The sequence below is a fragment of the Vibrio sp. 1CM7H genome, assembly GCF_023161645.1.
Taxonomy (GTDB): domain Bacteria; phylum Pseudomonadota; class Gammaproteobacteria; order Enterobacterales; family Vibrionaceae; genus Vibrio; species Vibrio diabolicus.
This window is the reverse complement of the sequence record NZ_JALNTV010000001.1, coordinates 941,700-956,511: the sequence shown is the minus strand read 5'-3', so window position 1 is coordinate 956,511 and position 14,812 is coordinate 941,700. Positions and strand designations below refer to the sequence as shown.

The 14,812-nt window shown below is 41.4% G+C and carries 11 protein-coding genes; 10 read left to right on the top strand and 1 reads right to left on the bottom strand.

Features of this window, described 5'->3' with window-relative positions:
- Positions 1–4: 4 nt before the first annotated feature.
- From tssE to MSG33_RS04120, 10 genes are all read left to right on the top strand, one after another.
- Positions 5–469: a type VI secretion system baseplate subunit TssE gene (gene tssE, locus MSG33_RS04165; protein WP_248379959.1), complete on the top strand. Its 465-nt coding sequence runs from the start codon at positions 5–7 to the stop codon at positions 467–469.
- Positions 466–2,289, top strand: coding sequence for a type VI secretion system baseplate subunit TssF (gene tssF / locus MSG33_RS04160; RefSeq protein ID WP_046875359.1), 1,824 nt, complete (start codon positions 466–468; stop codon positions 2,287–2,289). Before tssE ends, tssF begins: the two co-directional genes overlap by 4 nt.
- On the top strand, positions 2,286–3,251 hold the full coding sequence (gene tssG / locus MSG33_RS04155) for a type VI secretion system baseplate subunit TssG (RefSeq protein ID WP_046875360.1): 966 nt from the start codon (positions 2,286–2,288) through the stop codon (positions 3,249–3,251). The genes tssF and tssG overlap by 4 nt, the downstream gene beginning before the upstream one ends.
- A 10-nt stretch (positions 3,252–3,261) precedes the next feature.
- The gene (gene tssH, locus MSG33_RS04150) at positions 3,262–5,829 is read left to right on the top strand and encodes a type VI secretion system ATPase TssH (protein WP_124007982.1); all 2,568 of its coding nucleotides are present in this window, start codon (positions 3,262–3,264) and stop codon (positions 5,827–5,829) included.
- Between the two features lie 208 nt (positions 5,830–6,037).
- On the top strand, positions 6,038–6,517 hold the full coding sequence (locus MSG33_RS04145) for a type VI secretion system tube protein Hcp (RefSeq protein ID WP_005375967.1): 480 nt from the start codon (positions 6,038–6,040) through the stop codon (positions 6,515–6,517).
- A gap of 48 nt (positions 6,518–6,565) precedes the next feature.
- Complete coding sequence (gene tssI / locus MSG33_RS04140) at positions 6,566–8,401, top strand: type VI secretion system tip protein TssI/VgrG (RefSeq protein WP_104970760.1); 1,836 nt, start codon at positions 6,566–6,568, stop codon at positions 8,399–8,401.
- An 11-nt stretch (positions 8,402–8,412) separates the two neighbouring features.
- Positions 8,413–8,703: a PAAR domain-containing protein gene (locus tag MSG33_RS04135; RefSeq protein ID WP_005375969.1), complete on the top strand. Its 291-nt coding sequence runs from the start codon at positions 8,413–8,415 to the stop codon at positions 8,701–8,703.
- Positions 8,704–9,543 carry an NAD/NADP transhydrogenase subunit beta gene (locus MSG33_RS04130; RefSeq protein ID WP_104972671.1) on the top strand — a complete coding sequence of 280 codons (840 nt, stop codon included), beginning with the start codon at positions 8,704–8,706 and terminating at the stop codon, positions 9,541–9,543.
- Between the two features lie 324 nt (positions 9,544–9,867).
- On the top strand, positions 9,868–11,001 hold the full coding sequence (locus MSG33_RS04125) for an exonuclease SbcCD subunit D (RefSeq protein WP_012842192.1): 1,134 nt from the start codon (positions 9,868–9,870) through the stop codon (positions 10,999–11,001).
- Positions 11,002–11,010: 9 nt separating this feature from the next.
- Positions 11,011–14,067 carry an SMC family ATPase gene (locus tag MSG33_RS04120; RefSeq protein ID WP_248379957.1) on the top strand — a complete coding sequence of 1,019 codons (3,057 nt, stop codon included), beginning with the start codon at positions 11,011–11,013 and terminating at the stop codon, positions 14,065–14,067.
- A gap of 56 nt (positions 14,068–14,123) precedes the next feature.
- On the opposite strand, the gene MSG33_RS04115 is transcribed toward MSG33_RS04120, so the two are convergent.
- Positions 14,124–14,504 carry a cystatin domain-containing protein gene (locus MSG33_RS04115; RefSeq protein WP_005396397.1) on the bottom strand — a complete coding sequence of 127 codons (381 nt, stop codon included), beginning with the start codon at positions 14,502–14,504 and terminating at the stop codon, positions 14,124–14,126.
- Between the last annotated feature and the right edge of the window lie 308 nt (positions 14,505–14,812).

Genomic DNA, 14,812 nt, shown 5'->3' with positions numbered 1-14,812 from the left:
TAACATGTCTTTAACCATTTCTCTGCTCGACAAATTGATGGATAGTGATCCTTCAACTAGAGATGAAAAAGACTTCCCTACGAGCCAACAACAGATGTTGAACAGCTTGCTTAGAGATCTGGAGTCTATGTTAAATAGTCGTATCGGATGGAAAAACATTCCTGATGACCTTTTAGAGGTTCGCTATTCAATATTGAATTATGGTCTGCCAGATTTTTCCTCGATGCCTTATAGCAGCCAAGAGGGGCAGAATCAGCTTTGTGACATTGTTCATGATGCAATTAAAGAGTTCGAGCCTAGGTTAAGGAATCCTTATGTTCAGATTTCGGACGAGAAAAACGCTATTGATAGGGTGTTGAGGTTACAAATTAGCGCCACTTGCTTAATCGATAACAGCATTCATGAAGTGCGATTCAATTCTGAAGTAGAGCCGGTAAATTTAGGTATGAAACTGAGTAGAGCGAAATGAGTGAAGAGTTTCTCAAATACTATAATCGCGAGTTAGCTTATTTACGTCACAAAGGACAAGAGTTTGGGGAGCAGTATCCTAAGATCGCTGCGAGACTCCGTATCAGTGAGGAGCAGGTTGACGATCCACATGTAGAAAGATTGCTAGAAGGCTGTGCATTTCTAACGGCAAGGATTAGACAAAGTTTAGACAATAGTTATCCTCAGTTCACTGAATCTTTGATGGGGCAGTTATATCCGGATTTTCACGCACCAATTCCATCAATGTCCGTCATTAAGATGAACTGCTCTAGCTCCACTTCCTCTTTTTTTGACGTAGAAGAAGGTGAGCGAGTCGTTATCGGTGCTCCTGGATACCACGAATGCGAGTTTAGAACCTGTTATCCGGTCAGAATGTACCCTGTTGATGTGACCTCTGGCGCTTTCAAAAACGCACCGCTTAAATCGGTGGGCTCCCAATGGGAAAGCCATGCTCATTCAGTTTTGAAAATCCAGCTCACCGCCCAAGATGAAGAGACATCTCTGAGTGACATGGGATTAGAACGGTTGCGCTTTTATTTAAACGGGCAATCTCAGTTGACGTTTAAACTTTACCAAATGCTATTTCAAAATCTAATTGGTTTATCTGTCGTTGCGGGTGGCAAAGAAGTTCGTTCTTTAACGAAAAGGCATCTTATTGAAGTGGGGTTTTCAGAAGATGAGAAGGTTGTTCCATACAGTAAGAGAAGCTTTTCGGGAGCAAGATTACTTGTTGAGTATCTGCACTTTCCTGAGAAGTTCATGTTCTTTGATATCACTGAACTTGGATTATCAGAGCTAGCTCTTGGAGAGCAAGCTGAACTGTATTTTTACTTTGATACCAATGATGATTGGCTTCCTAAGCAAGTGGATGAAGAGAGCTTGATGGTTGGTTGTGTGCCAGTCGTCAACTTATTTAAAAGTGTTATGGAGCCCAAGCGTATTCTACCAACCGAGTACGATTACCACTTATCACCGCAATACCAGGAAGCCGAGAGTAACGAGGTTGTCTCTATTTCTGACGTAACATTGAGAAACTGGAACAAAACGTATCACAACCTGCCATGTTATCACGCTGGTGAGCACACGCATTATATGAACGCCAGTGAAATTTATTGGTTGATGAGACGTGAGGATAAAAATTGGGCTGGTGGATACGATGAACCGGGCAGGGAAACTTACATTTCTTTTGTTGATAAAAGGCATCAATTGTTCAGTCCAGAGAGCCGAGAAAACTGGCTAATGTACGTTGAAGCGGAGTGCTGCAATCGTAATTTAGCGCAGAAGCTTCCATTTGGAGGCGGTCTTCCAAAAGTCTCTTTGCCGGAAGTAAATGACAACTTCGAGTCAGTTCGTTGTTTAGTTTCTATATCAGAAACCCTCCGGCCAGAAATGGATGAAAGTACACGATGGCAGTTAACTAAGCTTCTAACTTTAAACCACTTTACCGAAGAAGATGGATTAACAACTTTGAAGCAAACTCTGAATCTCTATGCATTTTCTGGGACCGCAGAAACGAAAGCGGTAATTGATGCTTTAGCGAAGTTAGAGTTCGAGCCGACTACAGGCAGAGTAAGTCAGAAAGGTAAAGTTGGTTTTGCGCACGGTATAAAAATCATTTTGACGGTTTCTGATCAAATTTTACCTAAAGAGCAAATCTTCCTCCTAGGTAGTGTTTTATCCGTTTACTTTGCACAATATGCTGAAATTAACATTTTTACGCAGCTAGAAATAAGACTTAAGTCAACGGGAAAACCCTTCCACTTATGGCCTGCATTAACTGGCGATAAGGTGTTGCTATGATCGCGGAGCAATTTTATCGAGATCTAAAGCAACATCCGTTGTTTGAAGCAATTCACCTTATCGAACACGAGATCTTGCAAGCCGAGGCACAAATAGGGACAGATGCTCTACCTAAGCATGAAAAACTAAACCTAAAGGTCAACCCATCGTTAGGTTTTGAAAATGCGCAGCTTTGCGATCTGAAACATATTGATAGCCACAAGCTAGCACTAGAAACTAATCTGATAGGCCTAACGGGTGAGCAGGGGGTGCTTCCTCAGCACTACAGCGAGTTAGCTTTGCATCGTCAAAAAGAAGGCGATACAGCAATGGTGGATTTCTACGATATTTTTAACCATCGTTTACTGTCTCTTTACTATCGATGCTGGCAACTAAGTCAATTGACCGTTCAGTCTCGTGCTCATGCACAGGGATTACGTTCACCTTTAGAAGATTGTAAATCGGCATTAACTGGGCAGGGTAGTTCTTTGTCCCTGCACTATGGTGGTGTTTTTGCTTCACCGACGAGAAGTAAAGCTGGACTAAAAAGTGTTCTTGAATGTTTATCTGGATGCCAAGTAAAGATTCATGAGTTTCAAGGGCAGTGGCTACATCTTGCAAAAGAAGAGCAAACACGTCTTTCATCTCGAACTATGCCAGAAGGGCAGTTTGCTCAACTTGGTTCCGGAGCATCCTTAGGCTCGAAAGCTTGGAATATAAACGCAGGAACAACGATCGAGTTTCTGCCAAAGCACAAAGATCTGGTTAGTAAATTACTGCCTAACCATCCAAATGTAGAAATTATTAAACGTGCGGCTTATGAATTTATTGGTAAGCATAAGCAAGTGAAATGGCAGCTCACCACCAAACATAGTTTATTACCTCAAGTTTGTTTATCAAAAAAACATGGTCAGTTAGGTGTTGGTTCTGTACTTAAAAAACATAAACGCACAAAAGATCGAACCATAACAATTACTATTTAAAGGAAACATAATGGCTTCACTCTCACTTTCAGCGTTGGTCGAAAGATTGTCTCCTCAGGCTAAGGAAACACTTGAACAAGCAGCTGCGATGGCAAGCTCTCGAACCCATCACAGTATTGAAATGTCTCACTGGTTAATGACGATTATTCAACACCCTGCCGATATTTACTCGGAAGTTTTCGACGAATTTGATGTCGATAAAATCAAGGTTGAAACTGATCTTCAAAAGACACTTGAAAAATACAAAACGGGATGTCAATCGGTCCCAGGTCTTTCAGCTCACACAGTGACTGTGATGCAAAATGCTTTGCTATCGGCAACGATTGAATTCAATCAGGAGCAGTTGGATTGCATTCATCTTTTATTTGCCTACTTGTCCGATAATACGTTAGTCAACATGGCTGGTTCGATTAGCCCTGAGCTAAACAAGATAGAACCATCTCGGTTATTGAACTTTAAAGAAAGTAATACGCGTCAATCAGGATCGAATGACCTAGGGAAATCAAACGCGAATTCTGCGCTGAATCAATTTACAACAGATCTTACTGAGCAGGCTAGGGAAGGTAAGATAGATCCGGTTATTGGTAGAGACAATGAAATCCGTTTAATGATCGACATCTTATTAAGACGTCGACAAAACAACCCGATTCTAACTGGTGAAGCTGGCGTTGGAAAAACAGCCGTTGTTGAAGGCTTGGCGCAAAAGATTATCGATGGCGATGTACCTCCTGCTCTACAAAATGTAGCGATTAAGTCTTTGGATCTGGCGTTATTGCAAGCTGGTGCTGGCATGAAAGGTGAGTTTGAAAACAGACTTAAAAACCTTGTGAAAGAAGTTAACGACGCACCACAACCCATTATTTTGTTTATCGATGAAGCACATGGTCTGATTGGTGGTGGGGGACAAGCAGGACAAGGTGATGCAGCGAATATTCTAAAGCCAGCGTTAGCGAGAGGTGAACTCAGGACGATCGCAGCAACAACTTGGGCAGAATATAAAAAGTATTTTGAAAAAGACGCGGCTCTTACCAGACGCTTTCAAGTAGTGAAGGTCGACGAGCCAGCGCCGGAGCTAGCGATCGAGATGTTACGTGGTTTACTTGACGTAATGGCACAACACCATGACGTCCACATCACTAGCCAGGCTCTCAATGCTGCCGTTCAACTCTCAGCTCGATACATTAATGGCCGACAACTGCCAGATAAGGCTGTGTCTGTTTTAGACACAGCCTGCTCGCGAGTTGCGTTAAGTCAATCGTCTACACCGGGAGGTCTAGATGCGAAAAGGAATAAACTAAAAGCCAAGCAAGCTGAGTATGAGCACCTAAGCCAAGAAAGTCAGCTAGGTACACCTCTTGATATGCAGTTGCAAGATGTCAGAAAAGAGATTGATGTTCTATCTAGTGAAATAGTTGAACTAGAGACGCTGTGGGAGAAAGAAAAAGAGTGGGTAAGTGAAGCTAAGTCACTTAGAGCTCAAATAATCAAGGAGGGTTCTGAGACTGCTAGGGACAAGTTACAGGAGCTCGAAAGTAGCCTCTCCGCTAACTCGCAGCCATTAGTATTTTCGCATGTCAATGAAGCGCTTATTGCAGAAGTAATTTCAGATTGGACCGGGATACCACTGGGCAAACTCCAGGATGATGAAATCCAAGCAGTACTGAGTTTGAAAGAGAGTTTGTGTAAACGAGTTGTCGGACAGGAGCACGCTTTGGAAGTCATGTCTGAAGTGATAAAAACTGCCAGTGCACAGCTCACGGATGAGACACGACCAAATGGTGTATTTCTTCTCACGGGACCAAGTGGAGTGGGTAAAACTGAATCTGCTTTAGCTATTGCAGAGAAAGTGTACGGCAGTGAAGAGAATGTCACAACTATCAATATGTCCGAGTTTAAAGAAGAGCACAAAGTTTCCTTATTATTAGGCTCGCCTCCAGGTTATGTTGGGTATGGCGAAGGTGGTGTACTTACTGAAGCCGTCAGACGCAAACCTTATAGTGTGATTCTCTTGGATGAAATGGAAAAAGCACACCCTGGAGTTCAAGATATTTTTTATCAGGTATTCGATAAAGGCTCAATTAAAGATGGTGAAGGTCGCGATATAGATTTTAAAAACACTATTATTATTATGACCGCGAATACAGGGACCGAAACGACGATGTCGTTGTATTCTGATCCTGATTTATCTCCAGAACCTTCAGCACTAAAAGATGCTTTGCGTGACGATTTGTTGGTTGACTTTAAACCTGCATTTTTAGGACGTGTTAATGTATTACCTTATTTGCCTCTATCAAGAGAAGTATTGATAGAAATAACAAAATTAAAATTAGCCAAAGTTACGAATCGCATTCGTAAAAATTACGGCGCTGACCTATTTTTTGATGAAGAACTAATTAATGATATTGTAGACAATAGTAATGAGTCGGGGAGCGGTGCACGTGTGGTACAGACAACCATAGAAAACACATTACTTCCTAAGATTTCTCATGAAATATTGCATGCAATTCTTAATGATAAGACGTTTGATGAAATTATTGTTAAAGGTACAACTAGTGGACTTGATGTCTCAATAGTTTAACATCCTTTACACTCTCAATAATAATTGGGAGTTGGTTCATATTAACTATTATTTTTTATAAAAAACGCTTAAATTAAGTCTTATTTAAAGATATAACAGGGCGTATTTAAAATGAAGTTTTTGATACATTAATCACTAATTATCATCAAACGTCAGATAATTAAATTACTACGATATATGTCAATTAATAATGCTATAGGAGATTAGCATGCAGTCTAATACGTATCTTAAATACGCAGATATTAAGGGTGAGGCAACTGCCGAGCAATATAAAGATTTGATTACACTACTATCTGTAGATTGGAGTGTAGGTCGTGAGATCTCATCATACACTGGTACAGCGATGGACCGTGAAGCGAGCGCTACTCGTCTATATGATTTGACTATCACTAAACTTCAAGACCGTTCTTCTCCTGACTTATTTAAAGAAGCGACAATTGGTAAAGGTAAACCTGCGGTTTTCCATATTACTAAGCAGGGTGAGAAAGTTGAAGAAATCATGAAGATCGAACTGACTGATGCGATGATTTCTAACTACTCAGTTTCTATCCAGGATGATCGTCCAGTTGAAACCATCACTATTTCTTACACTGAAATGATGATGACAGTGACTCCTACTGACGATAAAAACAACACTTCTGCGCCATTGGTATACGGCTACAGCGGTGTTAAAGGTCAACAAATGTAATTTTTATGCGGGGGAATATTCCCCCGCATTTTTTGAAAGAAGTATTTAATGAAAAGAGCAACTCAAGATAACAATTTCATCCGAATTTCCTCTCCATTCGGAAAAGATGCCATCATACTAAACTCATTTGAGTATAGAGAAGAGATCTCAGAACTTTTTTCATTGCGTGCTAAAGCTTACTTTAATGATCAACGAAGTGAGTTAAACGAAATAATTGGTAAAGAAGTAACAATTACCCTTGAAAATAGTGAGGATGTTTCTTCAAAACCTCGTTATATACATGGTTATGTGTCTGCTGCAAGATTAGAAGGGCAACGAGTTTCTAATACTCATAATGGTGAGAATTATAAAAATATAGAGTTATTAATAGAGCCTAAATTACGTTTCGCCGATTACAGAAAAAATTGCAGAATATTTCAGCATAAAGATATAAAAGAAATTATCTCCGAAGTACTCTCGGAGCATAGTGTCGCCTTTAGTTTTGAGTTAACTAAGTCGTACCCTAAATACACATACAAAGTGCAATATGAAGAGTCAGACCTTGAATTTGTCCGACGCTTATTGTCAGAAGAAGGGCTATCGTTCTGTTTCACACACACTAAGTCTGTCCACACGCTTAAGATTTTTGACGACATCAGTTTCTATAAGCCGGGTACAGAGTTTTTAGTCGATTTTGATACAGGTACAGCTAAGTCTAGCCATATTTCTTCTTGGCATGAAACCCAAGTTTTGACGACTAAAGCAAGCCAAAAGTCTGGCTATAACATGCTTAAGCCTTCGTCTAATCCTAAAAATACTGCCAAGGGTGAAAGTGATTTTTTTACCGTGCCTGAAAGCGAGTATTTTGAATACATGGGTGAAACGGAAAGTGATGACCAATACGCACTTAGAAACACGCACGCTATAGAAGCACTACAGCAAAACGCATATCTGTGCCGTGGCGAGGCAACGTGTCGAACGTTCAGTGTGGGAAAGTGCTTTAAGTTTAAAAAGCATGAAGATAAGTCTCGAGTCGGCAAAGAATACGTACTGTCCTCCGTTTTTTTATCTGCGGCTGTTTATAATCAGACTGGTCAAGGTGGCACTGCTGCGCAAGGTGTTAAAGTATCATTTAGTTGTGTTGACTCAAAAACAATCCTTCGCCCTTCAGTGAACTATCCGAAACCTCAGATGAAAGGTTTGCAAACCGCAGTAGTAACGGGAAACAAAGATGGCGAAATTTACATAGACAAACACGGTCGTATTAAAGTTCAGTTTCACTGGGATCGTGTTGGTAAATACGATGTAAACAGCTCATGTTGGATTCGTGTTGCGCAAAATATCGCGGGTAACGGATGGGGCTCGGTGTTTCATCCTAGAGTAGGACAAGAGGTCATCGTCGAGTTTGTCAATGGCGATCCTGACCAGCCAATTGTTACGGGGTCACTGTACAATGGTAGTCAACTCCCTCCCTACACGTTACCAGAGCAAAGCTCTCAAAGTGGTTATAAATCGCGTTCTGTACAAAAAGGCACATCTAATTTTAATGAGTTGCGCTTTGATGACAAACCCGGTGAAGAACACATCTATCTTCATGCCGAAAAACTTTTCCAAATGCTAGTTGAAGACTGTGTTGATATTGCCGTTGAAAACAGTAAAACCGAAAAAGTGACGAATGATGTCAATCAAGAGATTGGCAAGAATGCGACCTTGAAAGTAGGTAAAAACTTTTCTAATGAAACGGGTGAAGTGTTGTCTTTTAATGCAGGAAAGAGTATCGAGATCAAAGTCGGTGGCGCTTCGATTCAGATGTCTAGTTCCGGAGAAATCAACATCAAAGGCAATAAAATATCTATTAACGGCTCTGCTATCGCTCTTAAAGCTGGGCAAATTTCATTGAACTAAGGTGATTTAAAGTGGGTAAACCAGCCGCGATATTGGGCAGCTTTCATCTTTGTCCTAAAAAAACAGGAAAAATTCCTCATGTAGGTGGCCCAGTCGTAGTTGGCTCGCCAAACGTGACAATTGGCGGCATTCCAGCGGCTAGGCAGGGAGATAAGCTTATATGTATAGGTCCTCCGGATAGCATCTCAGCAGGCTCTTCTAGCGTTACAATCAACGGTAAGCCAGCGGCAAGGGTCGGGGATTCAACGTCTCATGGTGGTAAAATTCTGTCTGGCATGCCTACGGTTTTAATCGGAGGCTAGATGCCACTCGCATTTCAAACTCATCTTCTTGCTATTAATGGCAGGCCATACACTGTTCGTGAGATAGCTAACGAATGTTTTAGATTGCCCGCAGAAACACCAAGATCCTATCCTGATCAATCACTGTATGAGCAGATATTAAATCTTGTGCGCTCTAAGCGCGAGATACTGGAGCAAAGTGATATCAAAGGGAATATCTGCGTTCTTTTACCGTCTTCGGTAGATAAAAGCTTGCTTAAGGCATTGATAAACGAGTTTTCTCTTATCCTTGGTAACTCTGCCAATAGAGAAATTTATTTTTATCCTTATGGTCAAGCGGCGTTCTTGATGGCGCTAAATCGGATAAACCGTGAAGTTAACGAAACACAAGCAACTTGGATACTGGCTATAGAAATTGCTCGCGATGCAGAAGAGCATGCCAAATCTCAAAACTCGATCATTTTGACGAAGTGCTTTTTTCAACAGTCCGGCCTTGTTACTGATGATGTTAGAATTGATTTAGATACCAAACAACAAAGCATTGCTGTCGATAAAGTGTTTAAACAACTTGGAGTAGGGTGTGATCACTCACTTAGTGAGTTGCATTTATCCGTTGATGGAGATGAGCCTCGATGGTTAAATGCTATGCAATTCTTGTCTCCCTGGGTGACTGATCAAACTCAGTATCAATTTATTGATGTTAAACTAGGAGGGCTGGGCGCATGCGGAGGTGTTCTAAAAGTGTTAATGATTGAGGAGCATCAAAGAAGCAGTCTCAACTCAGACTTCCACGTTTTGCAAGCTGATATCGAGCCAGATGGTTATACGGTGGGAGTTCTATACAATTGGCATAACGAGTAGTTCTTGAGCTAGTTTGTCCCTTCTAAACGTTGGTTTTTAATGGTTTAAATGTGACGGTTATGTTTACTCGAGACCATCACTTAATGTTGCTTAAAAGGTGTTTATACAACGTTCTTCTCGCTTTCCGGTGAAATAGTGAACCATAGAACATAAACTACATGAAAAGCTGTTCGACTCAAGATATCCTAACCCAAATTAAATAAATTGAGCTTTGGTTTGTGCCAGATTCAGCCAGTCACGTAATACTCTGATGTTTACACGGCTGAAATTCGGATTCTTGCAGGAGCAAACCTTGCTTAAAGATTTGGCGGAAAGTGAATTCGAATGAAGTTTATCCACACCTCAGATTGGCATCTTGGTCGACAATTCCACAATGTATCACTACTCGAAGATCAACAAGCAGTACTCGAACAACTGATTAACTATATTGAACACAACCCCGTCGATGCCGTTGTAGTGGCGGGAGATATTTATGACCGTTCGGTGCCACCAACGGTTGCAATAGAACTGCTAAATCGAGTCGTGAAGCGTATTTGTACTGAACTGAAAACACCGATGATATTGATATCTGGCAACCATGATGGTGCAGAACGATTAGGTTTTGGCTCAGAGCAAATGAAAAATGCAGGCCTTCATATTGTTAGTAACTTTGAAGATATGCTAACTCCCATCATCATAAAAACGGACTCTGCGGGTGAGGTAGCGTTTTATGGCATGCCTTATAACGACCCTGAACAGGTCAGATTTGCCTACAAAACCTCGGTATCAACTCATGATGAGGCACATCAACTGCTTGTAGAGCAAATAAGAGAGCATTTCATTTCAGAGCAAAGGCGTGTTCTCGTTAGCCACTGTTTTGTTGATGGTGCTATTGAGTCTGACTCTGAACGACCACTATCTATTGGTGGCTCTGATCGCGTAAGTCATGAGCATTTCTTAGATTTCGACTACGTCGCACTTGGTCATTTACATCAGCCTCAGAAGAAAGGCGCAGAGCATATCCGTTATTCTGGTTCACTTATGAAGTATAGTTTTGGTGAACAGAACCAGAAGAAAGGCTTCACGTTAGTCGAACTAGACAAGAAAGGATTTGTCTCTGCTAAACATATTGAGCTAATTGCCCCTCATGAAATGCGCATTGTTGAGGGAGAGCTAGATAAAGTCATAGAGCAGGGCAAGACTGACCCTAAAAATGAAGATTATTTGTTAGTTCGTTTGATGGATAAACATGCGATTTTAAATCCAATGGAAAAGCTTCGTTCGGTGTATCCAAACGTTTTACATCTTGAGAAACCGGGTATGTTAATTGGGGTAGAGCAGGAAATGGCGCAAGCAAAGTTGGCCCGAAGCGAAATTGATATGTTCCGAGACTTTTTTATTGAGGCACAAGATAGTCAATTATCCCAAGAGCAAGAACAAGCCGTTACTGACATTATTAAGCAATTATCACAGCAATAGGGACCAAAGATGAAACCAATTAAACTTACCATGCAAGCCTTTGGTCCGTTTGCAAAAACCGAAGTCATTGACTTTGAAAAGCTTGGCCGTAACCCTCTGTTTTTGATTAATGGTCCTACAGGCTCAGGTAAAACGTCGATCTTAGATGCCATTTGCTTTGCCCTTTACGGTGAAACTACCGGTAATGAGCGGCAAGGCATCCAGATGCGATGTGACTTATCGGCGCAAGACTTACCAACCAAAGTCGTTCTAGAATTTTCGTTACATGGCAAACAATATCGAGTTGTGCGATCTCCAGAGCAGGAAGCGCCCAAAGCGCGTGGTGAAGGGATGACGGTAAAAAAGCACACTGCGGCTCTTTATGAACTCGGCGAGACCGAAAAGCTCATCACTAGCAAGACGACTCAAGTTAAAACAGAAGTGAGCAATATTATTGGTTTGAATGAAACGCAATTTCGCCAAGTAATGGTATTGCCTCAAGGAAAATTCCGGGAGCTGTTGCTTGCTAGTTCTAAAGAGCGCGAAGAAATTTTTGGTCAGCTCTTTCAAACGGACATATATAAAAAAATTGAGTACGCGCTCAAGGATAAAGCGAGCGCAATCAGTAAAGCGAAAGATGAATTTGATAATCAAATTCGAGGCGCTTTACAAGTTGCAGGAGTGAGTTCAGAGCAGGAATTATTACACCAGCTTGAACAAGCAGCTGAGCAGCTAGAAGTCGATAGAAAGAATGAACAAGCTTCTTTAGATAAGCTAAATATTGCTAAATCTGAATTACAAAAAGCGGAAACTATTAATGGAGAGTTTTCGAAACGAGAGCAAGCAGAAAACGCACTCAAGCTGCATCTAGAACACTCAGACTCGATAAAAGTTCGTCAACAGCAATTAGAAAACGCTAAAAATGCCAATAAGATAGAATTACCCTACGTTTCATTACAAAATGCAAAAGCTCAAACTCAAGAGCTCAGACAAAAAATAGTTGCTTTGAAAGAGAGCCTTGATAAAGCCAATGCTGTTACGAAAGAAAAAGAAAACTTGCAGCAAAGTGCAAAAGAAGCCGCGGCAAAAGTCCCACAGTTAACGCAGCTGCAGTATCAACTTGAAAGCATGAAAGACAAGTTGCTTGAAAAAGCCAACTTGGAAAGCAAAATAACGGCAGGTCATCAACAAAAACAACAATTTGAAGCAACGTTAAAACAGTACATAGAGCTGAAAGACAAGTTAGCGTTTCAGGCGCAACAGGGCCAGAAAGATCTAGAGCAAGCCCGAGTAGATGTTGCGCTTGTTGGCAGCATCGATGCGGAAATAAAACAAAAACAACGACTCCTACAGGATCTACAAAAGCTGCATGGTCTTACTTTGGAGCTCTCTAAACTCACGGCGTTAACCGTAAGCAAGCAGCAGTCATTACAGGAAGCCAGTCAGCGCTATATGCAGTGTCAGCAAGCCGCTGATACGATAGAGCTTAAGTGGCACAACGCTCAAGCGGCAGTATTAGCGCAGCGACTAAAGTCAGGGGAAGCATGTCCGGTATGTGGCAGCCAAGTGCATCCTAACCCTGCAACGTTTGTTGAAGAAATCGTTACAAAAGAGCAAGTTCAGGCGGCTAGAGCGAAAGAAAGAGAAGCTCAAGCATCATTGAACCAGCTAAGTAATCAGCTAGAGCAACATAACGTTGTCATTAGTCAGTATCAGAATCAATGTAACCAGTTGAAAGAAGAGCTTGGTGAGCATGCAGCATCTGAGATCTCGACGGTTCAAACTGAGTTACAGGCGCTTAATGATCAACTTCTACGTCTACAGTCTATTGATATTGAAAAGCTAGAAAAGAACGTTGAGCAGCTTAATCAACGCTGCTTAGTGGGTGAAAACAAAATTCATGAGCTGCAGAATAAAATGGCGGCAAATGAATCAACTGTTCAAGCAAACCAAGAACAATTGACTCAGTTACAAGCTTTTATCGATCCAAAATACAGTTCCGTTGATGCGCTTGATCTCGAAATTACGCTGACAAAAGAGCAAATTCTGACCTTGAATACAGGTTTAGAAAAGGCGCAAAACGCTTTGCAGCAAGCGGTATTAGCGCAATCGAATGCTGAAAGTCAGTTAGTGACGAACAAGCAGTGGCTATCTGAGTCAGAACAAAAGCTTAGCCAAGCAGAATTAGCGTGGAATGAGGCATTACAGGCGAGTAAATTTGAGGATGAAAGCAGTTATCTAAATAGCAGAGTGACAGATGATGAGCTTCAAGCGTGGCAGAAAGAAATAGACAACTTCAAACAGACACAAACCAAGCTTGAACAAACACTACATGATTTAAACCATGCATTGAAAGCGCTTGAAAGACCGGACTTGGATTCGCTTAACGACAGCTTAACCACTCTGCAGGCGCAGTATATTGAAGTAAGGAATCAGCTCGATACCACGCGCTCAACCTTTGAGCGAATTGAAAAAGTTCGTAAAGATATTGCTACGCTGCATGAGAAAAATAGCAAGTTAGAAGAAGAGTACAAAGTGTTTGGTACGTTATACGACGTTGCCAGCGGTAAAACAGGCAGCAGGGTTAGCCTGCATCGCTTTGTTCTTGGTGTACTGTTGGATGATGTTTTAATTCAGGCCTCTCAACGTTTAAGCCTCATGAGTAAAGGGCGCTATATTCTTGCTCGAAAAACAGAGGGCTTCAAAGGCGCTGCGGGTCGCGGCTTAGATTTAATGGTTGAAGATGGTTACACAGGAAAAACACGTGATGTTGCGACACTTTCCGGTGGTGAATCGTTTATGGCAGCGCTTGCATTGGCGCTTGGCTTGTCGGATGTTGTGCAATCCTATAGTGGTGGTGTCCGTTTAGACACTTTATTCATTGATGAGGGGTTCGGTAGTTTAGACCCAGAATCTTTGGATCTCGCGATTCAAACGCTAGTGGATTTACAACAGACTGGACGCATGATCGGTGTTATTTCTCACGTTTCTGAGTTAAAAGAACAAATGGCGCAGAGGATTGATGTTGAACCATCAAGAGTCGGTTCGACAGTATCGGTCAAATCTCAATGTAGCTTCGCTGTCTAATTCAGTTGCTATCACAAAACCCAAAGCCCCTAGATAGGGGCTTTCTTACTTAATCGCTACTGTTCGCAAAAGTGGCCTTCTTTTGGCGATTGGGTAATCGCATACTCACCATCTAGGTTGCGATAAACAACTGTATTCCAAATAGAGCCATCATCCAATTCAAACTCAATGGCATAGTTGACGCCGCTAACGATTTGCGCGTGAACGTTCAGTATTTGTTTGAACGACGCTATTGTGTCCATTCTTTTCAAAACAAAAGCCATTGCCTTTTGTGCATCAGGGGTAGCATTAAACTCATTCCACCCACCTGGCATGTTTCCTTGTGTATTACATACATCTGCCGAGGTTGTTAATTGTGTCGCTTGGCTTGGGTTTTCCTGCTGGCAACCCGCAAGCAATACCAAAAGTGCACAAACTGACACTGTTTTTAATTTCATAACAATAACCTCTGTCTATATCGCGACGTATTATAGGAGGGTGATATGACAGCGTATGTCTATATTGTGCAAAGTTTCTATATGCATACGGTTAAATGCTGACAAAATATACAAGTATGACCAACTTGTAAGTAAAACATAGAACAATATTGTTAGGGAATTGCTGACATAACGAGGTTTTGGTGTTCAGCATGCTATTGATAATGAAGAACTGTGATGTGTAGCTACGTACCTTTGGGACAGTGGTGCGACTTAGTGATCGATTTGCTACCTTCTACAGTAAAATCAATCACTAAATCAAATTTAGG

Excerpts from the sequence above, each read along its gene's own strand:
- tssE (WP_248379959.1), top strand. The coding sequence starts at position 5 with ATGTCTTTAACCATTTCTCTGCTCGACAAATTGATGGATAGTGATCCT.
- tssF (WP_046875359.1), top strand. The coding sequence starts at position 466 with ATGAGTGAAGAGTTTCTCAAATACTATAATCGCGAGTTAGCTTATTTA.
- tssG (WP_046875360.1), top strand. The coding sequence starts at position 2,286 with ATGATCGCGGAGCAATTTTATCGAGATCTAAAGCAACATCCGTTGTTT.
- tssH (WP_124007982.1), top strand. The coding sequence starts at position 3,262 with ATGGCTTCACTCTCACTTTCAGCGTTGGTCGAAAGATTGTCTCCTCAG.
- MSG33_RS04145 (WP_005375967.1), top strand. The coding sequence starts at position 6,038 with ATGCAGTCTAATACGTATCTTAAATACGCAGATATTAAGGGTGAGGCA.
- tssI (WP_104970760.1), top strand. The coding sequence starts at position 6,566 with ATGAAAAGAGCAACTCAAGATAACAATTTCATCCGAATTTCCTCTCCA.
- MSG33_RS04130 (WP_104972671.1), top strand. The coding sequence starts at position 8,704 with ATGCCACTCGCATTTCAAACTCATCTTCTTGCTATTAATGGCAGGCCA.
- MSG33_RS04125 (WP_012842192.1), top strand. The coding sequence starts at position 9,868 with ATGAAGTTTATCCACACCTCAGATTGGCATCTTGGTCGACAATTCCAC.
- MSG33_RS04120 (WP_248379957.1), top strand. The coding sequence starts at position 11,011 with ATGAAACCAATTAAACTTACCATGCAAGCCTTTGGTCCGTTTGCAAAA.
- MSG33_RS04115 (WP_005396397.1), bottom strand. The coding sequence starts at position 14,504 with ATGAAATTAAAAACAGTGTCAGTTTGTGCACTTTTGGTATTGCTTGCG.